Genomic DNA, 22,840 nt, shown 5'->3' on the forward strand with positions numbered 1-22,840 from the left:
ATGGCTGACGAGAACACGACCACCGACGCCGAGGCGGCGCAGGCCCGCATGCTCCAGGAGCGGCTCGCCTCGCTGAGCCCGGAGCAGCGCGAGGTCCTGTTGCGCGCGATGCGCGAGCGCGGCCTGAAGGCGCCCGCCACCGTGGACGCGGGGGAGCGGGCCGGCGCCCGGCAGGCCGCCGCGCCGCGCCGCAGCCGGCGCCCCGGGAGCACCATGGAGTTCAGCCTGTTCTTCTTCTCCGGCGACGGCACCGCGGCCGGCCCGGGGAAGTACGACCTCCTGATGGAGAGCGCCCGGTTCGCCGACGCCAACGGCTTCGCCGGGATCTGGGTGCCCGAGCGGCACTTCGTGGACTTCGGCGGGCTCTACCCCAACCCGTCGGTCCTGGCCGCGGCCATCGCCGTACAGACGCAGGCGATCCAGATCCGGGCGGGCAGCTGTGTCCTGCCGCTGCACCACCCGGTGCGGGTCGCCGAGGAGTGGGCGGTCGTCGACAACCTGTCCGGCGGGCGGGCCGCGATCTCCGCGGCCTCCGGCTGGCACCCCGACGACTTCCTCCTGGCCCCCGGCGACGGGCAGCAGCGCTACCCGCGCCGCAAGGAGGAGATGTTCGAGGCGATCGAGACGATCCAGCGGCTGTGGGCCGGGGAGAGCGTCGAACTGCCGCGCACCGACGGCTCGCTCCAGTCGGTGCGCACCCTGCCGCGCCCGATCCAGCCCGAGCTCCCGGTGTGGGTGTCGGCGCAGGGCAGCCCCGAGACGTTCGTCAAGGCCGGTGAGGCCGGTGCGTACCTGCTGACCGGTCTCGTCGCCCAGCGGCCCGCCGACCTCAAGGACAAGATCGCCGCCTACCGCGAGGCGCTCGTCGGAGCCGGGCACGACCCGTCCCGCGCCAAGGTCACCGCGATGGTGCACACGTTCCTGGACTCCGACGACGAGAGCGCCCGGGAGATCGTGCGGGAGCCGCTGACCGGCTACCTCAAGACCTTCCTCGCGCAGCAGGACAGCTTCGGCAGCGAGTACTCCAAGCTCTCCGAGGCCGAGCGCGACGTGATGCTGAACGCCACCTTCGAGCGGTACTTCGACACGCTCGCGCTCCTCGGCACGCCCGACAAGTGCGAGTCCCTGATCGAGGACCTGGTCGACATCGGCGTGGACGAGGTGGCCTGCCTGGTCGACTTCGGCCTCGCGCCGGGCCAGGTCCTCAAGGGCCTGGAACACCTCACCGAACTCAAGAACCGGTACCGGCCCGCCGAGGCCGCCGCCGAAGGAGACCAGTCGTGACCGAACTCGCCAACCGGCTGGCCGGCCTCACCCCCGCCCAGCGGGCCCTCCTGGACAAGAAGATGCGCGAGCGCGCCCGGACGCCCGCGACGGCCGGCCCCATCCCCCGGCGCACGGGCGGCGACCGGGTGCCGCTCACGGTGGACCAGGAGCGCATCTGGCTGATCCACCAGTTCGACGCCGAAGACCCGCTCTACAACGTGTACTTCGCCTCGAAGCTGCACGGCGAGCTGGACCGGGACGCGCTCCAGCGCGCCACCGACGCCTTCGTGGACCGCCACGAGGCGATGCGCACCACCTTCGAGCAGGACGGCCACACTCCCGTCCAGGTCGTCCACCCGGCCATGGAGGTGCCGGTCCGCCACGTCGACCTGCGCTCCGTACCGCAGGAGCGGCGCGAGGCGGAGCTGACGCGCCTGGCCACCGAGGAGATGCGCGCCCCCTTCGACCTGGTCAAGGGACCGCTGCTGCGCATCGCGGTGCTGCGGGTCGCCGACGACCGGCACGTGCTCGTCGGCACCGTCGACCACCTGGTCTGGGACCGCGGCTCGATGGGCATCTTCAACGCCGAGTTCGCCGAGTTCTACACGGCGTTCGCCACGGGCCGGGAGCCGCAGCTGCCGCCCGTGGAGGTGCACTACGCGGACTACTCCGAGTGGCAGCCGCAGTGGCTGCGCGAGGAGGTCCGGCACAAGCACCTGCCGTACTGGAAGAAGAAGCTCGAAGGCGCCGAACTGGTCCTGGAGCTGCCCACCGACCGGCCGCGCCCGCCGGTCATGACCTCCAACGGCGCCCGCTACCAGTTCCCGCTCACCCCGGAGCTGACCCAGGCGGTCCGCGACCTCGCCAAGCGCGAGGACGTCACGATCAACATCGTGCTGCTCGCCGCCTGGAAGACGCTGCTGCACCGGCTCACCGGCCAGCAGGACGTCGTCGTCGGCACCACCTCGTCGACGCGCGGCAGGCCCGAGACCGAGCCGATGATCGGCTACTTCCTCACGATGCTGCCGCTGCGCACCACGGTCTCGCCCGCGATGACGGTGCGCGAGCTGCTCCAGGCGACCCGCTCCACCATGCTGGGCGCCTTCGACCACTTCGACATCCCGTTCGGCACCCTGCTGGACGAGCTCGACATCCCCCGCGACCCCAGCCGTACCCCGATCTACCAGGCCTCCTTCATCCTGGTGGACTTCGTCCACGAGGACCCGCCGCCGATGGCCGGGCTGCGCGTCGAGGAGCTGATGCTCGACAACGCCACCGCCAAGGACGACGTGTTCCTGGGGTTCCTCGACGACCCGCAGCTCGCCGCCGACCACCTCCACGGCCTGTTCGAGTACAACACCGACCTGTTCGACGAGAGCACGATGGCGCGTATGGCCCGCCAGGTCGTGCGCCTCCTGGAGCAGATGACCGAGGACGCGGGACGCACCGTCCAGGACCTGTCCCTGGTCGACGCCGACGAGGCGCACACCCTGCTCGTCGAGTGGAACAGCACCGAGGCCGAGCGCGAGCCCGGCCTGGGCCTGGACGACCTGGTGCGCCGCCAGGCCGCCGCCACCCCCGACGCGGTCGCCGTCTCCTGCGGCGACGAGCGGCTGACGTACGGCGAACTCCTGGACCGCTCCGGCCGGCTGGCGTCCCACCTGCAGGCGCGGGGCGTGGTCCCCGAGACCGTCGTCGGCGTCTGCCTGGACCGCTCGGTGGACCTCGTCGTCGCCCTGCTCGGCGTGATCATGTCGGGCGGCGCCTACCTGCCGCTCGACGCCGCCTACCCGGCGCAGCGCCTCGCCGACATGACCGGCGACGCCGGCACCGGCTTCCTGCTGACGCGGGAGGGTCTGCTCGGCGCGCTCGCCGAGTGCCCCGGCGAGCGGATCCGCCTGGACACCGACGCGGAGGCGATCGCCGCCGCGCCCGCCGTCCCGGCGAAGCCCGCCTCGGGCGAGGACCGGCTCGCGTACGTCATCTTCACCTCGGGTTCCACCGGCCGTCCCAAGGGCGTCGAGGTGACCCACCGCAACCTGGTCAACCTGCTCCTTTCGATGGCCCGCGAGACCGGGCTCGCCCCCGGCGACACGCTCGCGGCCGTCACCCCCGTCACCTTCGACATCGCGGGCCTGGAGCTGTACGCCCCGCTGATCAGCGGGGCCCGGGTGCACGTCGTCACCAAGGAGCAGGCCGTCGACGGCCGGCGGCTCGCCGGGCTGCTCGCCGAGACCGGCGCCACCGTCATGCAGGCCACCCCCGCCACCTGGCACCTGCTGGTGGAGGCGGGCTGGCGCAACGACGGCTCGCTGCGCGTCCTGGTCGGCGGCGAGGCCCTGCCGCCCGCCCTGGCCGAGCAGCTGGTCCGCGAGCCCGGCCGCACCTGGAACGTGTACGGCCCCACCGAGACCACCGTCTGGTCCACGTTCCAGCGCCTGGACAGCGGCACCGGGCAGATCTCCATCGGCCGGCCGCTCGACAACACCCAGGTGTACGTCCTGGACGACCGGCTCGCCCCGGTCCCCGTCGGCATGCCCGGTGACCTGTACCTGGGCGGCACCGGCGTCGCCCGCGGCTACCGCGGCCGGCCCGGCCTGACCGCCGAGCGGTTCGTGCCCGACCCGTTCGGCGGCCGCCCCGGTGCCCGCCTCTACTTCACCGGCGACAAGGCGCGGCTGCGCGAGGACGGCACGCTCGTCTTCCTCGGCCGCGACGACGGCCAGGTCAAGCTGCGCGGCTTCCGCATCGAGCTGGGCGAGATCGAGGCCCGGCTGGAGGAGCACCCGGCGGTGCGCCGCGCGGTCGCCCTGGTCCGCGAGGACCGCCCCGGCGACAAGCGGCTCACCGGGTACGTCGAGTCCGCCGACGAGGCGCTGACCGCCGAGGAGCTGCGCGAGCACCTGCGCGCCTTCCTGCCCGACTACATGGTCCCCGCCGCGATCGTCCGCCTGGAGACCTTCCCGCTGAACACCAGCGGGAAGATCGACCGCCGGGCGCTGCCCGCCCCCGCCGTCGAGCGCGACGCGGCGAGCTACGTGCCCCCGCGCGACGCCGTCGAGCTGGAGGTCGTGCACATCTGGGAGGAGGTCCTCGGGGTCTCCCCGATCGGCCTGCACGACCGGTTCTTCGACCTGGGCGGTCACTCGCTGCTCGTGCTGCGCCTGATGGCGGAGATCGAGAAGCGGTTCGGGCAGCAGCTCCCGATGGCGGCGATCTTCCGGGGCGCCACCGTCGAGCGGTTCGCCCGGATGCTGCGCGAGGGCTACCAGGACGAGACCGGGGTGCACCTGGTCGAGCTCGGCTCCGGCGACGGCACCGGCTCCCCGGTGTTCTTCGCCCACCCGGCCGGCAGCGAGGTGGTCTGCTACATGCCGTTCGCCGCGCTCGTCGAGCCCGCCGGGCGCCCGCTGTACGCGCTGGCCTCGCCGCCGCCCACAGGCGGCGAGCTGCCGTTCACCGGCTTCGGCGACCGCGCCGCCCAGTACGCCGCGCTGATCCGCGAGACCCAGCCCGAGGGCCCCTACACGGTGGCCGGCTGGTGCTACGGCGGGGCCAACGCCTTCGCCGTCGCCGGGGAGCTGGAGAAGAGCGGCGCCGAGGTGTCGGTGGTCATGATGGACGCGCACGCGCCCGCCGTCGTGCCGGCCGGCTCCGAGCCGGACCCGGCCGAGATCGTCGAGGCCATCGCCGCCAACCTGCAGTGGGACTACGGCCGGCGCCTCAAGCCGCTCGCCGAACTCCAGAGCATGGACGAGGACGCGCACCTCGACTACCTGCTCGGCATCGCCCGCGAGTGTGACTACCTGCCGCCGGACGCCGGACGCGAGCAGATCCGCGACATCTACGAGCTGTGGGTCGCCAACCTGCGCCTGGTGTGGAACTTCCGGCCCGGCCCCGTCAAGGGCAAGGTCACGCTGATCCGCGCCGACGAGGAGGAGTGGGACCTCGCCACCTCCTGGAACGAGCTGACCGGGCAGCACTTCGACGTCCGCACGGTCGGCGGCAACCACTACACGATGATGCGACACCCCCACATCGAGGGCGTCGCCGAAGTCCTCAACGAGGTACTGAACGGCGCTGCCGGGAACGGTGAGGGAGACGATGCTTGAGCTGCTGAAGGACCGGACGTACATCCGGTACTGGCTGGCCGTCGTCGCCTCCTTCCTCGGTGACGCCATCACCAAGATCACCCTGATCTACGTGGTGGCCACCGAGACCGACGACCCGGTCCTGTACGTGTCCCTGGTCGTCATCGCACAGCTGCTGCCCTTCGGCGTGCTCGGCGCGTTCGTGGGCCCGCTGGCCGACCGGCTGCCGGCCCGGCTGCTCATGGTCGGCTCGGACCTGGTCCGCGTCGCCCTGGTGCTCGCGATGATCGCCGTACGGGACTCGCCGCTGCTGCTGCTCGTGCTCATCCTGCTCAGCGGCATCGCCAAGGCCTTCTTCGAGACGGCCCGCATCACCGCGATCCCGCTGATCGTGCGCGGGCACAGCATCCCCACGGCGGTCGCCCTCTTCCAGTCCACCAACCACACCCTCAACCTGGTGGGCCCGGCGCTCGGCGGGCTGCTCATCGCCTTCGGCAGCGTCACCGCGGTCTTCGTGCTCGACGCCGTGACGTTCGTGCTCTCGGCGGTGCTGCTCGCCAGCATGGCGGTGCTGCGGGAGGTGCCCGTGCGGGGCGCCGACAGCGGCCGCGAGGGGTACTGGCAGTCGCTGCGCACGGGCATCTCCGGTGTGCTCGCCGTGCCTTCGCTGCGCTTCCTGGCGATCGTCATGGTCCCGGTGATGCTGGTCCTCGGCCTGTTCACCACCAACCTCAACTCCCAGCTCCTGAGCGTCTTCGAGCTCCCGGCCTTCGAGTACGGGCTGGCCCAGGCCGGCTTCGGCGCGGGCTGTGTGATCGGCGCGCTCACCGGTCCGCCGCTGGTGCGCCGGTTCTCCGACCGGGGGCTGCTCATCGGGTCGATCGTGCTCTTCGGCGCCTCCCTGCTGCTGCTCGCCCCCACGGGCACGGCATGGGAGGCCACCGACCAGGGCGCACTCGGTCTGACCGTCGTCCTGCTCTGGTGCGTCCTGGCCGGGCTCGGCTCGGGGCTCTTCCAGGTGCCGGTCGCCAACACGCTCCTCAGCGACCTGCCCGAGGAGCTGCGCGGCCGCGGCGTCGGCCTGCTCAACGCCCTGATGGTCAACTTCACCGTTCTCGGCGTGGTCGTCGGCGGCCTGCTCGCCGGACTCGTCGGCATCGCCGACTCCATCGTGGTGGCCGGCGCCGTCCTGGTCGTCGCGGCCCTCGCCCTCCTCGTCCCCCGGCTGCGCGGCGGCCGCGGTGACCGGGCGGGCACCCCGGAACCGGAGGCCGTCGCATGAGCACGCTTCCCCCGCCCGCCCTTCCCCTGACCCCCGCCCAGCGGCGGCTGTGGGCCCTGGGCCAGCTCCGGCCCGGCGACCCGTTCTTCAGCATCCCCTTCGCCGTCACCATCGAGGGCCCGCTCGACGGCGACGCCCTGCAGCGCGCGCTGGACGCCCTCGTCCAGCGGCACGACGCGCTGCGGGTGCGCATCGTGCGGGACTGCGACGGCGAGCCCGTGCAGCGGATCGGGGCGCCCGGTCCGGTCGGCCTCGACCGCGTCGACGCGACGCAGGAGGAGGCGGCCGCCCGCGCGGACGCCTTCGCCCGCACCCCCTTCGACCTCGACGGCGGGTCGCTGCTGCGGGCCGAGCTGCTGCGCCTGTCCGAGACGCGGCACCAACTCCTCGTCGGCGTCCACCACATCGTGTTCGACGGGGCCTCGCTGGAACTGTTCACCGCCGAACTCGTCGCCCTGTACGGGGCGTTCGCGGGCGGCCTCGCCGACCCGCTGCCCCGTCCCGCCGTCGGGTACGGGGAGTTCCTCGCCGCGCGCACCGCGCTGGACGAGGCAGCCAGGCCCGAACGGCTCGCCTACTGGACGCAGCGCCTGGCCGGCGCCCCCGGACTCCTCGAACTGCCGCTCGCCGGGCCCCGCCGGGCGCGGGCCGGGCACGCCGGGGCCCGGGTCACCACCGTCGTACCCGGGCCGGTCGTGGAGCCGCTGCGCCGGCTGGCCCGCACCAAGCGCGCCAGCCTGTTCATGGTGCTCAAGGCCGCGGTGGACGTGGTGCTCAGCCAGTACGGCGGCACCGACGTGCTGACCGGCATGGCCGTCTCCGGCCGCGACACCACCGAGAGCGCCGGCGTGATCGGCTACCTCACCCGGCCCGTCGTCCTGCGCGGAGAGCTCGCCGACGACCCGGAGTTCGCCGACCTGACCGGCCGGGTGCGCGGGGACCTCCTCGACGCCCTCGACCACCCCGACCTGCTCGTCGACGAGGTCATGGACCGGCTCGGGCTCGCCCGCGACCCGAGCTACCACCCGCTCTACCAGGTCATGTACACGCACGCGCCGGCCGCGCCCGTCCACGAGGCGGCCGGCTCCCGGTTCGGCGCGGCCGAGCTGCGCCTGCCCACCATGAAGACCGATCTGGCGATCGACACCGTGGAGACCGAGGACGGCCTGCTCGCCCTCGTGGACTACCGCACCGACCTCTTCGACGAGGCCACCGCCCGGCTGCTGCTCGACCGGCTGCGCACGGTCCTGGAGCGGATCGGCGCGGACCCGAAGTCCCGCGTCTCCGCGCTGCTGCGCACCGGGGCCCCGGCGCCCGTGCCCGCGTACGAGGACGCGGGCACTCTGCACGAGCTGGTCGCCGAGCAGATCGCCCGCACCCCCGACGCGGTCGCGGTGGCCGCGGGGGCGCGCACCTGGACGTACCGCGAACTCGACCGCGCGGCGGACCGGGTGGCGGCGCGCCTGCGGGCGCTCGGGGCCGGCCCCGAGACCCCCGTCGGGGTGTGCGTCCCGAAGTCCTTCGCGCTGGCCGCGGCCCAGCTCGGGGTGGTCAGGGCGGGCGGGATGTGCGTACCGCTCGACCCGGAGCTGCCCGCGTTCCTGCTGCGGCTCGCCGTGGACGACACGGGGCTGCGGACGGTCCTCGCCGACCCGTACTCCGGCGCCCTGTTCGACCACACCCAGGTCGACGTGCTCGACCCGGAGGACGCCGCCGACGAGGACGCCGCCGGTGAGGACGCGGCCGGTGAGGACGCGGCCGGTGAGGACGCGGCCGGTGAGGACGGGGCGGTGCCGGAGTCCGCAGGGGTCACCGCGCGGGGCGCCGCCTGGGTGCTGCGCACGGCCGGTGTCACCGGCGAGCCGCGCGCGGTCGTCGCCGAGCACCGCAACCTGGTGTCCCGGCTGCGCTGGGCCCACCGCGAGCTGCCCGCGGCCGCCTTCGACGCGGTCGCCCTGCTGGCGGTCCCGGACTCGCCGGCCGCGTTCCTGGAGCTGTTCGGCCCGCTGACCCGCGGCGGCCGCGCGGTCGTCCCCACCGGCGGCGACGCGGCCACCGTGCTCGCGGCCCCCGCCGAGCTCGCGGGGCTGCTCGCCGGCGGCGCGCGGGTCCCCGTACTCGCCACGGGCGAGCCCCTGTTCCCCGGCACCCTCGCGGCCGCGCTGGCCGCCGGGGCCACGGACGTGCACCAGCTGTACGCGTGCGCCGAGACGGCCGGCCCCGCGCTCGCGGGCCCGGCGCGGTCCCCGGAGGGGGAGGGCTACGGCCCCCTGCCGCTGGGGCTGCCGGCCGGCGCCACGGCGTACGTCCTGGACGCGCGCGGTGCGATCGCGGCGACCGGCGCGGTCGGCGAGCTGCACATCGGCGGCCCGGCCGTCACCCGCGGCTACCCGGACCGGGCGGGCGGCACCGCCGAACGCTTCCTGCCCGACCCGTTCGGCGGGGAGCCCGGCGCACGGCTGTTCGCCACCGGCGACCTGGCCCGCCGGCTCCCCGACGGGCGGATCGTCTTCGCCGGCCGGTCCGGCGACCAGGCCCTGGTGCGGGGCGTCCGCGTGGCCGCCCTCGACGTCGAGGGCGCGCTGCTCGCGCACCCCGGTGTCGTCCGGGCGCAGGTCCTGACCGACCCGGCGGACGGCGCCCTCGCGGCGGCCGTGGCGGCCCGGCCCGGCGCGGACCTGACCGCCGACGCACTCCGTACCCACCTGCGGGACCTGCTGCCCGGCCACCTGCTGCCCGCCCGGCTGCACCTGGCCGACCGGCTGCCGCTGCTGCCGGGCGGGCGCCCCGACCGGGAGGCGATCGCCAAGCTGCTCGCCGAGGCGGCCGCCGCCGGGGCCGGGCAGCCGGCCGACGGGGCCGACGCGCAGCCGGCGAGCGACGCCGAGCGGACCGTCGCCGCGGCCTGGGAGCAGGTGCTGGGCCGGACGGTCGGAGCGTCGGAGAACTTCTTCGACGCCGGCGGCAACTCGCTGCTCCTGATCCGGCTGCGCGACCGGCTGCGCAGCGCACTGGAGAGGGAGGTCGACGTGGTGGACCTGTTCCGGCACTCCACCGTCAAGGCCATGGCCGCCTTCCTGGGCGGCGCCCCCGCCACGGACGCCCCGTCGGCCGCCGGGGAGCGCGGGCACAGCCGGGCCCAGGCCCGCGCCGAGGCCATGCGCGCCCGCGGCCGCACCCGCCAGACCAGTACACCGATACCGAGGAAGCGATGAACGACCGGCAACAGCGCACGCTCTACCAGTGGTTCGAGGAATCGGCCCTGCGTCACCCCGGCCTGCCCGCCCTGGAGATCGGCGACGAGGTACTGACCTACGGCGAGCTGCGCGCCCTCGCGCTCACCCTCGCCGACCGCATCGCCGCCAAGCACGGCTCGCTGCCCGCCCGGGTGGCGCTCGCCGCCACCCGCTCGGTCGCCGCGTACGCCGGCTACCTGGCGATCCAGCGGCTCGGCGCGAGCGCCGTCCCGCTCAATCCCGACTACCCCGCGCAGCGCAACCTCGACATCGCCCAGCGGGCCGGTGCGGAGGTGGCTCTGGTGGACACCCGGTCCGCCGGCCTGTTCACCCGGCTGCCCGAGCGCCACCGGCCGACCGTCCTCGGACTCGACGAGGACGAGCGGGTGCCCGCGGCGGCGGCCGGCGTGCTGGAACAGTCGCTCCCGCCGGTCCCGGACGACCCGGACCGCGAGGCGTACCTGCTGTTCACGTCCGGTTCCACCGGCCAGCCCAAGGGCGTGCCGATCCGGCACCGGAACACCTCGCTGTTCCTCGCGCACAACATCGAGCGGTACGAGATCGCGCCGGGCGCCCGGCTCACCCAGACCTTCGGCCTGACCTTCGACGCCAGCCTCATCGACCTGTTCGCCACCTGGGGCGGCGGCGCCACCCTGGTGGTGCCGCTCGCCGCCGACCTGTACCGGCCGGTCGACTTCATCGTCGAACGCGAGCTCACCCACTGGTTCTCGGTGCCCTCGGTGATCCGGGAGGCGCAGCGGCTCGGCAACCTGCCCGTGGGCCGCGCCGTGAACCTCCGGCACAGCATGTTCGGAGCCGAGCCGGTCACCGCGCAGCACGCCGCACTCTGGCGCGCGGTCGCCCCGAACGCAGTGATCCACAACGTGTACGGGCCCACCGAGCTGACGGTGTGCTGCACCAACCACGCGCTGTCCGGGCCGAGTACGGACTGGCCGGAGTTCTCCAACGGCACCGTGCCGATCGGCGTCCCCTTCCCGGGCATGGAGATGGTGCTGCTGGACGGGGACGGCCTGGCGGCCGACGAGGGCGAGCTGTGCGTGCGCGGCCCGCAGCGCTTCGCCGGCTACCTCGACCCGCGCGAGAACGCCGGGCGGTTCGTCTCGTACGAGCCCGGCGCCGGCCCCGCCGAGGGCTACGACGGCAGCACCGCGCTGACCGACCGCCACTGGTACCGCACCGGTGACCGGGTCCGGCGGGAGAACGGGCTCTACGTGCACTGGGGCCGCCTCGACCAGCAGGTCAAGGTACGCGGCTTCCGCATCGAGCTCGGCGAGGTCGAGGCGGCCGTGCACCGCCACCCGCACGTCATCGACGCCGCGGTGCTCGCCCTGCCCGGCCCGGACGGCGAGACCGAGCTGGCCGGCGCCTACGCGGGCCGCGAGGTGGACCCCGAGCGGTTCGACGCCTGGCTGCGCGAGCTGCTGCCGCTGCACATGGTGCCCGCCTCGCTCACCCACCTGCCGGGCGGGCTGCCGCTCAACGACAACGGAAAGACGGACCGCAAGGCACTGGCGCGGATCCTCGACACGACGGAGGGGTCATGACCGACGCGCTGGAGTACTGGCGAACCGAACTGGCGGGCCTGGAACCGCTGGAGCCGGCCACCGACCGGCCGCGCCCCTCGGCGCGCACCGGCGCCCTGGGCCACGTCACCCGCACCGTCCCGGCCGGCACGGCGCGGGGGCTGGACAAGGCGGCCGCCGAGTACGGCGCCCCGCTGCCCGCCGTGCTGCTCGCCGCCTACCAGGTGCTGCTCGGCCGGTGGACCCGGCAGCGCGACCTCGCGGTGGGCGTCCCGGGCGCCGACGGCGGTCTGGCCGTCGTGCGCGCCGACCTGGCCGCGGGCCCGGCCTTCGCCGAGCTCGTGGCGCGGACCGACGCCGCGCTGACCCGCGGCCGGGCCGCCGCGCTGCCGATGGCCCGCCTGGCCGCCGCGTCCGGACCCGGAGCCGACGGTCACCACCCCGTGTTCCAGGCCCTGTTCACGGACGGGCCGGCCTACCGGGCCGAGGGCGTCTGCCCGCCCGACCTGACCCTGGCGCTCGACCCGGACCGAGGCCAGGAGGGCCTCGGCCTGTGCGTCGGCTTCGCCGCCGAGCTGTTCGACGCGGCGAGCGCCGAGCGGTTGACCGACGGCTACCTCACTCTGCTCACCGCGATCGCCGAAGCCCCGGGCATCGCGCTGGACGGACTCGATCCGCTCGGCGCCGCCGAGCGCGAGCTCCTGCTCACGGGCTGGGGCCGCGGAGGCGCCGCATTCCCCGAAGCCGCCGACGCGGACGCTGCCGTGGACGCCGACGCGGACGCCGACGCGGACGCCGACGCGGACGTGGCCGGTCTGGTCGCCGGGCAGGCCCGGCGCGTCCCCGACGCCGTCGCGGTCGTCTTCGGCGCCGAGGAGGTCACCTACCGGGAGCTCGATGCCCGCGCCGACCGCCTCGCCCACCACCTGCGCAGCCTCGGCGCCGGCCCCGACGTGCCCGTCGCGGTCTGCCTGGAGCGCGGCCCCGAACTGATCGTGGCGCTGCTCGCCGTGCTCCGCTCGGGTGCGGCCTACGTGCCGCTCGACCCCCAGCACCCGGTCGACCGCCTGGAGTTCGTGCTGCGGGACACGGCCGCACCGGTGGTCGTCACCCAGGAGTCGCTGCGCGGGCGGCTGTCCGGCGGCGACGGCGCGGGGCCCCGTACCCTCGTCGCGGTCGACACCGACGCCGCGGAGATCGCCGCTTCCCCCGTCGTGGAGCCGGCGACGGCCGCCGGGCCCGGGCACCTCGCCTACGTCCTCTACACCTCCGGCTCCACCGGCACCCCCAAGGGCGTCGCCGTCACCCGGGGCGGCTTGCGCAACCTGCTGTGCGGCATGCGGGAGACCTTCCCGGCGCCGGCGAACGAGCGGGTCCTGTTCACCACCTCGGCCACCTTCGACATCGCGGGCGTCGAGGTGTTCCTGCCGCTGATCACCGGCGGCCGGATCATCGGCGCGTACCAGGACCAGATCCACAACCCGCCCGCCCTCGTCGAGCTGATCGACCGGCACGCCGTCACCCTCGTACAGGCCACGCCGTCCGCGCTGCGCCCGCTCCTGGACGCCCTCGGCGACCGGCCGCGCGACCTGGAGATCTTCGCCGCCGGAGAGGCCCTGCCCGCCGAACTGGCCGCGCGGATGCTGCGCGCCGGCACCCGGGTCCTCAACGGCTACGGCCCGACGGAGACCACCGTCTACGCCTCCGTCGCCGAGATCACCGGCGCCACCGGCGCCGTCCCCATCGGCCGCCCCACCGCCGGCACCGAGCTGTACGTCGTCGACGACGCGGACCGCCCGGTCCCCGTCGGCGTCCCCGGCGAGCTGCTCATCGGCGGCGCCGGCGTGGCCCGCGGCTACCTCGGCCGCGACGACCTGACCGCCGAGCGCTTCACCCGCAACCCGTTCGCCGCGGGCCGGGTCTACCGCACCGGCGACCTGGTGCGGTGGCTGCCCGGCGGCGACCTGGAGTTCCTCGGCCGCCTCGACCACCAGGTCAAGGTCCGCGGGTTCCGCATCGAACTCGGCGAGATCGAGGCCGCGCTGCTGGCCCACGAGGACGTCGGCTCCTGCGCCGTCACGGTCCGCGAGGACGTGCCCGGCGAGAAGACGCTCGTGGCGTACGTCGTCCCGGTGTCCGGCCGCCCGGTGCCCGGCATCGGCGCGCTGCGCGACTGGTGCGGCCGCACCCTGCCCGGCTACATGGTGCCCGGTGCGTACGTCTTCCTGGACCGGATGCCGCTGACCACCAGCGGCAAGACCGACCGCAAGGCGCTGCCCGCACCGGACGGCGAACGCACCGGCCTGGAGGCCGAGTTCATCGCCCCCCGCACCCCGGCCGAGCGGGCCGTGGCCCGGGTCTGGGCCGAGACGCTGTACGCCGACGAGGTCGGCGCCGGGGACGACTTCTTCGACCTGGGCGGCGACTCGCTGACCGCGACCCGCGTGGCGCTGCGGCTCCAGGAGGAATTCGGCCTGGAGATCCCGGTGCGCACCCTGTTCACCTACTCGACCGTCGAGTCGCTCGCGGGGGCCCTGACCGTCGCCCGCCGCACCGGCGCGTTCCCGGCCGGAGGCTGACCCATGACCGCGACCCCCGCCCACCCCGTGCTGCTCGTCGTCTACGACGCCGGCAGCCTCGCACCCACCCGGCTCGCCGAGGCGGCCCGGCAGGCCGGCTGCGACCTGGTGTTCGTGACCGCGGACACCGCGCACGCCCAGGAGATGATCCCGACCCTGGAGATGGTCGGCACCGTGGTGAACACCGCGGGCCGCACCGAGGCACAGACCGAGGAGGCGCTGCGCGCGCTCGCCCCGGCGGGCATCATCACCTTCAGCGAGTTCCAGATCGCACCCACCGTGCGGCTCGCCGAGGCGCTCGGCCTGCGCTACCACCGGCCGGCCGACGTCGACGCCATCACCCACAAGGACCTGCAGCGCCGGCGGTTCGCCGAGGCGGGCGTCGACAGCGTGCGCTTCCGCACCCTGACCGGCCCCGCCCAGGCCGACGAGGCGATCGCCTACGTCGGACTGCCGGCCATCATCAAGCCGGTGATCGGCGCGTCCAGCCGCAACACGCAGGCCGTCGCCACCCCCGAGGAGTGCCGGGCCGCCCTCGCGGCGATCTTCACCGGCTCCGACGGCGGGCCCGCCGAGACGGCCGTGATGCTGGAGGAGCTCCTGGTCGGGCGGCCCACCCCGGCGCCCTGGGGCGACTACATCGCGGTGGACTGCGTGGCCGACGGCGACGACGTCCGGCCGGTGTTCGTCACCAGCAAGTTCGCCCTGGCCGAGCCGTTCCGCGAGCGCGGCGGCTACGGCGGCTTCTCCGTCGTGCCGGAGGCCGAGGAGCGCGAGGTCCGCGACCTCGCCTGCCGCGCGGTGCGCGCCCTGAACATCCACGGCGTCGCCGACGTCGAGATCAAACTGACCGCCGACGGCCCCCGCGTCATCGAGGTCAACGGCCGGCTCGGCGCCTGGGTCGACGACCTCGCCGTCCGCTCCGGCACCTCCGACCCGGCGTACGTCGCGGTCGCCGCCGCGCTCGGCCTCCCGTACGAGACCCCCGAGGTCAAGCAGGGCGGGCCGATCGCCTTCCACTACCTGACCGTGCCGCCCGTCGGCGCCCGCCGGGTGCGCGCCATCCGGGGCGTCTCCGCGCTGCGCCGCCTCGCCCGCGTCGACCGGGTCGTCGTCCTCGCCGAGCCCGGCGCCGACGTGGACTGGCGGATCGGCGCGCGCGGCAACACGGCGGCCGTCATCGGCTCCGCCGCCACCCATGAGGAACTGGCCGCGACCGTCGCCGCCATCGAGAGCGTGGACTGGATCGACTATGAGTGAGTTCCCCGTACGAGCGCGCGAGTTCGTCGTCTTCGACCTGGACGGCGTCCTCGTCGACACGCAGGACGCCGAGAACGGCGGGATCGCCCACGTCGGCGAGATGATGGGCCTGCGGCTGGACAAGGACCAGCGGGACGAGCTGTTCTCCGGCAAGAAGATGCAGGAGTGCTTCGACCTGATGGCGGACCTGTCGGGCAACGCCCCGCCGCAGGACGCCATGGCGATCGCCCGCGCCAGGTGCGAGGAGCTGATCGGCGACCGCATCGAGCCCATCGACGGCGTCGCGTACGCCCTCGAACAGCTCGCCGCCGCCGTCGGCGACCGCATGTGCGTGGCCTCCAACAGCCCGCTCGCCATCATGCGCAGCCGCCTGGAGAAGGCCCGGATCCTGCACCACTTCGGCGACCGGCTCTTCTCGGCGTACGACGCCGACGCCTGGAAGCCCGACCCGAAGCTGTTCCGCTGGGCCGCCGAGAGCTGCGGTGTCACGCCCGACGAGTGCGTCGTGGTCGAGGACAGCCCGGTCGGCGTGGACGCCGCCGTGGCCGCCGGGATGCGGGTCCTGCAGTACACCGCCGACCCGGCGACCCCGCCCCACCGGGAGGGCGCCCTCACCTTCCCGTCCATGCGCTCGCTGCCCCGGCTCGTGCGCGACGCCCACCTGATGGCGCCCGCCGCCGCCCCCTTCGCCGCTGCCGCACCCTTCGGAGGTACCTCGTGAACAACGCCCGCAAGATCATGGTCCTGGGTGCCGGTGACATCGGCCGCCGTGTCTTCCACGAGCTGGCGCACAGCCCGAACCCCCGCCACGTCCAGCTCGTCGGCCGCGACGAGGAGACCGTCCTGAAGGCCGCCAACCTGACGCGCTTCTGCAGCGTCCAGCGCGGCCACACCAACGAGGTCAGCCACGCGCAGACCGACATCACGGACGTGGCGCGCACCGCCGAGCGGATATCCGCCTTCGACCCCGACATCATCTTCCTGGCCGTCAGCTACCAGTCCTGGTGGGTCATCTCCACCCTCCAGCAGGACGCCTTCCAGCGGGTCTACGCCGCCAACTACGGCCCGTGGCTGCCCATGCACCTGGTCCCGGTGATGAAGGCCATGGAGGCCGTGCGCCTCTCCGGCACCCAGGCCCTGGTCGTCAACGCCGCCTACCCCGACGCCGTGCACCCCGCGCTCACCGCGATCGGCCTCTCCCCGGACATCGGCATCGGCAACGTCGCCAACAACGTTCCCGGCATCACCGCCGTGGCCGCCGACGAGCTCGGCCGCAGCACCGCCGACGTCGAGGTGCGCCTGGTGGCCCACCACTACGTCTCGCACCGCCTGTCCCGCACCGGCAACAGCGGCCCCGCCGGCATGGGCCTCGGCATCCGCCTCGACGGGCGCGACGTCACCGGCGAGCTCGACGTCGCGGAGCTCCTGAACCGGCTGCCCGGCGCGTACCGCCGCACCGGAGGCCTGCCCGGCCAGACGATGACCGCGTCCTCCGCGCTCAGCGTGCTGGAGCCGCTCGCCGACGGGCGCGACGCGGTGGTCCACGCGCCCGGCGCGGACGGGGCGCTCGGCGGCTACCCGGTGGCGATCGAGAACGGCAAGTTCCGCGCGCTGCTCCCCGACGGCATGACCGCGGACCAGGCGCACGCCATCAACGTCTCCGGACAGCTGCACGACGGCATCGGCGAGATCCGCGCGGACGGCACCGTCGTCTTCGAGCCCTCCGCCATGGCGATCATGAAGGAGGAACTCGGTTACGACTGCGCCGAGATGAAGCTCTCGGAGGCCGAGGGCCGGGCCCAGGAGATCGCCGAGCGCTTCGCGGCGTACCGGGAGCGCACCGCCCGCTGACCAGCTCCTCCGCGAACGCCGCCGGCGGCCCGCACGGCCCCCGGCGGCGTTCGCGCGCTGCACGACACGACGTACGAGCTCCACGGAGAGGGACCAGGATGAGGCTGCTGCTGCTGGGCGGAACGGACTTCGCGGGGCGCGCCGTCGCCGAGGGCGCGGTCGCCCGCGGCTGGAACGTGACCGTCTTCCACCGGGGCGAGCACCCGGCCCCGCCCGGCGTGCGGGTCCGCCACGGCGACCGTACGCAGGAGGGCGGTCTGGCCGCCCTCGCGACGGGGGAGTGGGACGCGGTCGTCGACACCTGGTCGGGCGCCCCGGCCGTGGTGCGCGACGCGGCCGCCCTGCTGGCCGGGCGCACCGGACGCCACGCCTTCGTCTCCAGCCGCTCGGTGTACGCGTGGCCGGTGCCGGCGGGGCTGGACGAGTTCGGACCGCTGGCCGAGGGAGACCCGGACGCGGAGGCGACCGACTTCGCGGCCGACAAGCGGGGGGCGGAACTGGCCGTGCTGCGCGCGTTCGGCGAGGACCGCACCCTGCTGGTCCGGCCGGGCCTGATCCTGGGCCCGCGCGAGAACGCGGGCCGCCTGCCGTGGTGGCTGTCCCGCATCGCCCGGGGCGGCGAGATCGCGGCCCCCGGCCCCCGGGACACCCCGCTCCAGTACGTCGACGTACGCGACCTGGCGGCCTGGCTGCTGAATGCGCTGGAGTCGTCCCTGCACGGCCCCTACAACCTCGTCTCGCAGCCGGGCCACACCACCATCGGTGAACTCCTGGACACCTGTGTACGCGTCACGGGCGCCGCGGCCGAACTCCGCTGGACCTCCCCCGAGGCGATCGCCGCCGCGGACCTCTCCCCGTGGACCGACCTTCCCGTCTGGGCCCCGCCCGGTACGGACTTCCACGCCGCGATCCACGCGGGAGACGTCTCCCGGGCCCATGCCACGGGCCTCGTCTGCCGCCCGGTCACGGAGACGGTCACCGACACCTGGGCCTGGCAGCGATCGGTCCCGGAGGGCGGGCCGACCCTCGCGGACGGCCTGTCCGAGGAGGCGGAGGCCCGGCTCCTGAAGGGCTGACGCGACCACACGGACCGGCGGGCGGACGGCCGTGGGCGATCACGGCCCGGGGCCGGGGTCCTTCGGGTCGCCCGCCAGCCGGACCGTGCTCAGGATGCGCATGATCAGGGCGTCGTCGACGGCGCCCGGGACGCCCGTGCGGCCGTAGAAGTCCCAGGAGACGAGGTCGCCCCGGGAGTTCTTGAAGCCGAAGACGACCGCCTGGCCGTCGCCCGCGCAGCGGTTGGGCCGCTGCGCGCCCGAGGAGCGTGCTTTGACGTAACTCCCCCTGACCCCCGACTTCGTGGTGTACTCCACCGGCTTGTCCGCCGTGACCACGCTCTTGTCCGGCTGGGTGTAGGCGGCGTAGACCCAGGTGGGCGCCTCCTTCACGGCGATGTCGGCGGGGTCCTTGGCGCCGCCGGCGCCCTTGGTGCCGACGTTGCCGAGCCGGACGTCCGTGACCTGGCCGTCGCCGTTCGCGTCGATGCTGCACCACTGGGACTTGTAGAAGGCGGGGGCCGTGTGCCCGATGAGGACCTTCTCCGTGTCCTTGTTGTCCTCATAGCCGCTGAAGATCTGGGGTTCGAGGACCTCCCACCCCGGCGGGACGTCGAACGCGGTGCCGTGCGTGGGGTTGATCACGGTCTTCCAGCCCGCGATGAGCGGCCTCGTCGGGTCCGCCGCCGACGCCGCCGCGGCCGCCGCCGAGCGGTCCCGGTTCTCGCGGACGCCGAGTACGACGCCGGTCGCGGCGGCGGCGACCGCCAGGGCGGTCAGGGCGCAGATCCCGACGACGAGCCGTCTTCTGCTGATCCGGCGCCCGCCGCCGGGCTCCTGCGGCGGCCCGAAGGGCGGCGGCCGGTACGGGCCGCCGGGGTGACTCGGCTGTTGGTACGGGTTCTGCACGGTGCCCCTCCTGGTACCTGCCTGCCCTACTTGCCGAAGGACAGGATCGCGCGGCTCGCCTTGCGCGGCTCCGGGCTGTTGACCCGGCCGTTGAGCAGGAACAGCCGTCCGCCCGCCCACGAGATACGGATGCCGTGGGAATAGAAGACGCCCTGGGCGCCACGGGCCGCGGCCGGGCTCTGCAGGAACGGCTGCGAGGCCCCGTCGGCCGCGGCGAGGGAGACGACCGCCCCCGCCTCGTTGTTGCCGGGGGTGACGTACGTGAGGACCCTGCCGTCCTCGACCGCCAGCGGCCACATGGTGCGCCCCTTGGGCTGCTCGGTGGTGCGCCACCGTTCCTTGCCGGTGTTCAGGTCGACGGCGACGACCTGGTCGGTGGCCTCGGTGTCGAGGGTGGTGCCGGGCTTGCCCGCGCCGATGTAGAGCGTGTCGGCGTCGGCCGCGGCGGCGTAGCACTCCTGGAAGCCGCTCGCGTTGCCCCATCCGTTGCACCGGCCGCTGACCCCGAAGGACGGGGTGCTCTGCGAGCGGACCGTGCCGTCGGCGGCGAACGCCGTGAGGTTCCAGGTCTTCTTGTCCTTGTGGTGTGCGGCGATCACCAGCGGGTCGACGGAGAGCACCCGGCCGACCGTCCAGTCCGGGGCGAACTTGTAGCTCCACCGCGCTCCGCCGGTGGCTGGATCCAGCTCCTCGACCATCTCCTGTCCGGGTGCGCGGACGTCGTTCGGGTCGGGGCAGCGGCGGATGCCGATCAGCCGCGAGCCCCCGGCGAAGGCGGACGGGTAGCAGCCGTTCGGGCTCGACGTGCCGAAGAGCTTGTGCCCGTCGGTGACCGAGAAGCCGCTCATGAGGGCTGGCCGGGCGACGACCACGGTGTCACCGCTGATCGCCAGCTCGAACTGCGTCGTGGTGTCGCGGTCGCTCTCCGGCGGCAGCGGAATCTTCCAGCCCGCCTTCCCCGTGGCGAGGTCGACCTGCTGGAGGTGGGTGCAGCGCGAGGTCTCCGACGTGCTCTCCTTCACCCCCACGACGAGCTTGCCCTGCGCGGACGGGGCCGGCGGGACCCCGCACAGCGGGGTCTGGAGCGGAAGCTTCCACTTCTCCTGGCCGTCGGCCACCGCGTAGCCGGTGAGACCGCTCGGGATCGCGCCGACCACGGTGTCGCCCACGCGCCAGGGGCCGTACTGCGAGACACCCGACCCGGGTACCTCGGCCTGGTTGTCGCGCAGCCAGACCCGGGCCTCGCCCGCCCGGATGCCGGCGTTGGGGTCGTAGGTGCCGGGTCCCCCACCGGGGCCCTTGCCGTCGCCCTGGTCGACCGAGGGCGAACCGGAGGGCCCGGCCAGGGGCTGCGCGGGCCCGCCGCGGACCGTGAGGCGGTAGGCGCCGCCGCCGATGAGGAGCAGGGCGGCGAGCAGCGCCGCGACGGCGCCGACGGCGGTCACGGGCCGGGGCAGCCGCGGCCGGCCGCCGGATCGCTGGGCGGTCGGTGCGAACGGTGCGGGCGGTGGAGGTGGTGGAGGTGGTGCGGGTGGTGCGGGCGGTGGAGGTGGTGCGGGCGCTGCGAACGGGGCGGGCGGCGGGCCGAAGCCGGCGGGCCCCTGTTCGTCGGGTTCCGGCCGTGGGCCGGAGGTACGACCGGTCATGGGGGCAGTCTGGCCGATCCGGAGATATTTCTAGAATAGATTTTTGGACGAATTCGCCGCGAGCAGCTCCGGTCGCCCGCCCGGGTGCACAGGTCTAGCGTGGAGTGATGGTTCCTTGGCTTGGGGGGTGAGGAGGCCGGGCATGACGACACGCCGGCGCAGCGCCGCCGTGGCCGTGGCGGCGGTCGTACTCGTGGCGGGACTCGTGGGTACGGGGCCGGGCGCGGTGTACGCAGGGGACGCGCCGGCGCCCGCGGCGCCCGTGCCGGCCGCCACGGTCCCGGCGCCGACCCCGGCACCCGCCTCGGACGGGTTCGCGCAGCTGACACCCGCGGTCACCCGCCGGCTGGACGCCGCGATCGAGAAGGTCCTGGCGGAGGCGAAGATCCCCGGCGTGATCGTGGCCGTGTCGGCCCCGGGCAAGGGTGACTACGTACGGTCCTTCGGCATCGCCGACAAGGCCACGGGCGCGCCGATGACCCCGAACCTGAACATGCGGATCGGCAGCGTGACGAAGACCTTCACGGTGACCGCCCTGCTGGAGCTGGTCGACGAGGGCAAGGTCGGTCTGGACGACCCGATCGGCAAGTACATCGACGGGGTGCCGAACGGCGACCGGATCACCCTGCGCGAGCTCGCCGGGATGCGCAGCGGCCTGTTCAACTACTCGGCGGACGAGGACTTCTACAAGGCGCTGACCAGCAACCCCGACCGGCCCTTCACCCCGCAGGAGCTGCTCGGATACTCCTTCAAGCACCCGGTGCTCTTCGAGCCGAACGCGGAGTTCTACTACTGCAACACCAACCTGATCCTGCTCGGCCTGGTCGTGGAGAAGGTCAGCGGCGTCCCCCTCGACCGCTTCATCGACCGGGAGGTCGTCGAGCCCGCCGGGCTGAAGCACACGGTGTTCCCCACGGGTCCGGGGTTCCCCAGCCCGCACGCCCACGGCTACACGAACCAGACGGCCTCCGGGAAGGTCGAGGACTCCACCGACTGGGACCCCTCCTGGGCCTGGGCGGCCGGCGCGATGATCTCCGACCTCCCCGACCTGCGCAGCTGGGCGAAGACCCTGGCGACCGGGACCCTGCTGACCCCCGCCACCCAGGCGCAGCGCCTCGACGTGGTCGACGCGCTCCCGGGCACGGGCTACGGCCTCGGCATCTTCAACGTCCAGGGCTGGATCGGGCACAACGGCTCACTGCCGGGCTACGGGTCGCTGGTCCTCTACCTGCCGGAATCGAAGGCCACACTGGTCGTGCTGGTCAACACGGACATCGGGTACCAGGGCCAGGAGCCCAGCACCCTGTTCGGCGAGGCGATCACCAAGATCGTGACTCCCGGCCGGATCTACACGCTCCCCGCCCAGCCGGCGTCGTGAGCGGGGCCGGCCGGCCACGCATGTGTACGGCGGGCCCCGGGACTTCGGTCCCGGGGCCCGCCGCCGCGTGTGCGGCCCGTCCTTCGCCCCGGCCGACTCCGGCCGTAGCGTAGGGAGTCGAGGGTGCCGGGGGGCCGGACAGCTCGGCACCCTCCACCCACCATGGTCCGCGGCGCGCGAAACACCCCTGAGGGAGACGCACATGAACGGTCAGGCAGCACAGAAGGACGGCCGGTCCCCGGCGGAGGACTCCGCTTCCGCGGTCTCGGTCCGCGCGGCCGGCGAGGCGGACGTCGACGCGGCGGCCGTACTGTTCCGCGGCTATCTCGACTTCTACGAGGTGGACATCGAGGACCCGGACGCCCCGCGGGCCTTCCTGGCGGAGCGGATCGCCAAGGACGAATCGCTGGTGCTGCTCGCCGATGTCCCGGAGGCCGGAACGGTCGGCTTCGCCCAGGTCTACCGCGGGTTCTCCTCCCTCACCCTGCGGACCGCCTGGGTCCTCAACGACCTCTACGTCGCCCCGGCCGGCCGCCGCACCGGGGCCGGCCGGGCGCTGCTGCGCGAGGTGCTGCGCCGGGCCCGCGAGGCGGGGGTGTCCGGTGTGCAGCTGGAGACCGCGTACGACAACACCGTCGCGCAGGGGCTGTACGAGGCGGAGGGCTTCGTCCGCGAGGAGTTCCACGTGTACTTCCACGACCTGGGCTGACCGGCCTGCCGCAGGAGTACCGACAAGAACGGCG

At 74.2% G+C, this 22,840-nt stretch carries 14 protein-coding genes; 12 read left to right on the top strand and 2 right to left on the bottom strand.

Translation table 11 applies throughout. The features are described from left to right. The 10 genes from ACFY04_RS07245 to ACFY04_RS07290 all read left to right on the top strand — a co-directional run bounded on the left by ACFY04_RS07245 (position 1) and on the right by ACFY04_RS07290 (position 18,185). On the top strand, positions 1–1,284 hold the full coding sequence (locus ACFY04_RS07245) for a MupA/Atu3671 family FMN-dependent luciferase-like monooxygenase (RefSeq protein ID WP_389114688.1): 1,284 nt from the start codon (positions 1–3) through the stop codon (positions 1,282–1,284). Continuing rightward, on the top strand, positions 1,281–5,378 hold the full coding sequence (locus tag ACFY04_RS07250) for an amino acid adenylation domain-containing protein (RefSeq protein WP_389114689.1): 4,098 nt from the start codon (positions 1,281–1,283) through the stop codon (positions 5,376–5,378). Before ACFY04_RS07245 ends, ACFY04_RS07250 begins: the two co-directional genes overlap by 4 nt. Further along, positions 5,371–6,639, top strand: coding sequence for an MFS transporter (locus ACFY04_RS07255; RefSeq protein WP_389114690.1), 1,269 nt, complete (start codon positions 5,371–5,373; stop codon positions 6,637–6,639). Before ACFY04_RS07250 ends, ACFY04_RS07255 begins: the two co-directional genes overlap by 8 nt. Continuing rightward, positions 6,636–9,854 (top strand): condensation domain-containing protein, encoded by a 3,219-nt coding sequence (locus ACFY04_RS07260; RefSeq protein ID WP_389114691.1) that lies wholly within the window; start codon positions 6,636–6,638, stop codon positions 9,852–9,854. Before ACFY04_RS07255 ends, ACFY04_RS07260 begins: the two co-directional genes overlap by 4 nt. Then, a complete protein-coding gene (locus ACFY04_RS07265) occupies positions 9,851–11,440 on the top strand; it encodes an AMP-binding protein (protein WP_389114692.1) in 1,590 nt (529 codons plus the stop codon). Before ACFY04_RS07260 ends, ACFY04_RS07265 begins: the two co-directional genes overlap by 4 nt. Further along, the gene (locus ACFY04_RS07270; RefSeq protein WP_389114694.1) at positions 11,437–13,998 is read left to right on the top strand and encodes an amino acid adenylation domain-containing protein; all 2,562 of its coding nucleotides are present in this window, start codon (positions 11,437–11,439) and stop codon (positions 13,996–13,998) included. The genes ACFY04_RS07265 and ACFY04_RS07270 overlap by 4 nt, the downstream gene beginning before the upstream one ends. 3 nt (positions 13,999–14,001) lie before the next feature. Continuing rightward, entirely contained in the window at positions 14,002–15,258 is a 1,257-nt protein-coding gene (locus ACFY04_RS07275) for an ATP-grasp domain-containing protein (RefSeq protein WP_389114695.1), read from the top strand. Further along, positions 15,251–15,979 carry an HAD family hydrolase gene (locus tag ACFY04_RS07280; protein ID WP_389114697.1) on the top strand — a complete coding sequence of 243 codons (729 nt, stop codon included), beginning with the start codon at positions 15,251–15,253 and terminating at the stop codon, positions 15,977–15,979. Before ACFY04_RS07275 ends, ACFY04_RS07280 begins: the two co-directional genes overlap by 8 nt. Beyond that, positions 15,976–17,109, top strand: a complete 1,134-nt coding sequence (locus ACFY04_RS07285) for a hypothetical protein (RefSeq protein ID WP_389114699.1) — start codon at positions 15,976–15,978, stop codon at positions 17,107–17,109. The genes ACFY04_RS07280 and ACFY04_RS07285 overlap by 4 nt, the downstream gene beginning before the upstream one ends. A gap of 98 nt (positions 17,110–17,207) precedes the next feature. Beyond that, positions 17,208–18,185 carry an NAD-dependent epimerase/dehydratase family protein gene (locus tag ACFY04_RS07290; protein ID WP_389114700.1) on the top strand — a complete coding sequence of 326 codons (978 nt, stop codon included), beginning with the start codon at positions 17,208–17,210 and terminating at the stop codon, positions 18,183–18,185. Positions 18,186–18,224: 39 nt separating this feature from the next. Here ACFY04_RS07290 and ACFY04_RS07295 read toward each other — a convergent pair whose 3' ends face one another. Together ACFY04_RS07295 and ACFY04_RS07300 are read right to left on the bottom strand one after the other, a co-directional pair. Then, the gene (locus ACFY04_RS07295) at positions 18,225–19,073 is read right to left on the bottom strand and encodes a hypothetical protein (protein ID WP_389114701.1); all 849 of its coding nucleotides are present in this window, start codon (positions 19,071–19,073) and stop codon (positions 18,225–18,227) included. A 26-nt stretch (positions 19,074–19,099) separates the two neighbouring features. Further along, the gene (locus ACFY04_RS07300) at positions 19,100–20,518 is read right to left on the bottom strand and encodes a PQQ-binding-like beta-propeller repeat protein (RefSeq protein WP_389114702.1); all 1,419 of its coding nucleotides are present in this window, start codon (positions 20,516–20,518) and stop codon (positions 19,100–19,102) included. A 343-nt stretch (positions 20,519–20,861) separates the two neighbouring features. Here ACFY04_RS07300 and ACFY04_RS07305 point away from each other — a divergent pair, with 343 nt between their 5' ends. Beyond that, positions 20,862–22,097, top strand: coding sequence for a serine hydrolase domain-containing protein (locus tag ACFY04_RS07305; protein ID WP_389114703.1), 1,236 nt, complete (start codon positions 20,862–20,864; stop codon positions 22,095–22,097). A 202-nt stretch (positions 22,098–22,299) separates the two neighbouring features. Beyond that, positions 22,300–22,806, top strand: coding sequence for a GNAT family N-acetyltransferase (locus ACFY04_RS07310; RefSeq protein WP_389114704.1), 507 nt, complete (start codon positions 22,300–22,302; stop codon positions 22,804–22,806). Positions 22,807–22,840: the final 34 nt, after the last annotated feature.

Origin of the sequence: Streptomyces sp. NPDC001549 (assembly GCF_042894025.1) — a bacterium.
In the GTDB taxonomy this organism is placed as follows: Bacteria; Actinomycetota; Actinomycetes; order Streptomycetales; family Streptomycetaceae; genus Streptomyces; species Streptomyces kutzneri.

Excerpts from the sequence above, each read along its gene's own strand:
- ACFY04_RS07245 (WP_389114688.1), top strand. The coding sequence starts at position 1 with ATGGCTGACGAGAACACGACCACCGACGCCGAGGCGGCGCAGGCCCGC.
- ACFY04_RS07255 (WP_389114690.1), top strand. The coding sequence starts at position 5,371 with ATGCTTGAGCTGCTGAAGGACCGGACGTACATCCGGTACTGGCTGGCC.
- ACFY04_RS07260 (WP_389114691.1), top strand. The coding sequence starts at position 6,636 with ATGAGCACGCTTCCCCCGCCCGCCCTTCCCCTGACCCCCGCCCAGCGG.
- ACFY04_RS07265 (WP_389114692.1), top strand. The coding sequence starts at position 9,851 with ATGAACGACCGGCAACAGCGCACGCTCTACCAGTGGTTCGAGGAATCG.
- ACFY04_RS07270 (WP_389114694.1), top strand. The coding sequence starts at position 11,437 with ATGACCGACGCGCTGGAGTACTGGCGAACCGAACTGGCGGGCCTGGAA.
- ACFY04_RS07275 (WP_389114695.1), top strand. The coding sequence starts at position 14,002 with ATGACCGCGACCCCCGCCCACCCCGTGCTGCTCGTCGTCTACGACGCC.
- ACFY04_RS07280 (WP_389114697.1), top strand. The coding sequence starts at position 15,251 with ATGAGTGAGTTCCCCGTACGAGCGCGCGAGTTCGTCGTCTTCGACCTG.
- ACFY04_RS07290 (WP_389114700.1), top strand. The coding sequence starts at position 17,208 with ATGAGGCTGCTGCTGCTGGGCGGAACGGACTTCGCGGGGCGCGCCGTC.
- ACFY04_RS07305 (WP_389114703.1), top strand. The coding sequence starts at position 20,862 with ATGACGACACGCCGGCGCAGCGCCGCCGTGGCCGTGGCGGCGGTCGTA.
- ACFY04_RS07310 (WP_389114704.1), top strand. The coding sequence starts at position 22,300 with ATGAACGGTCAGGCAGCACAGAAGGACGGCCGGTCCCCGGCGGAGGAC.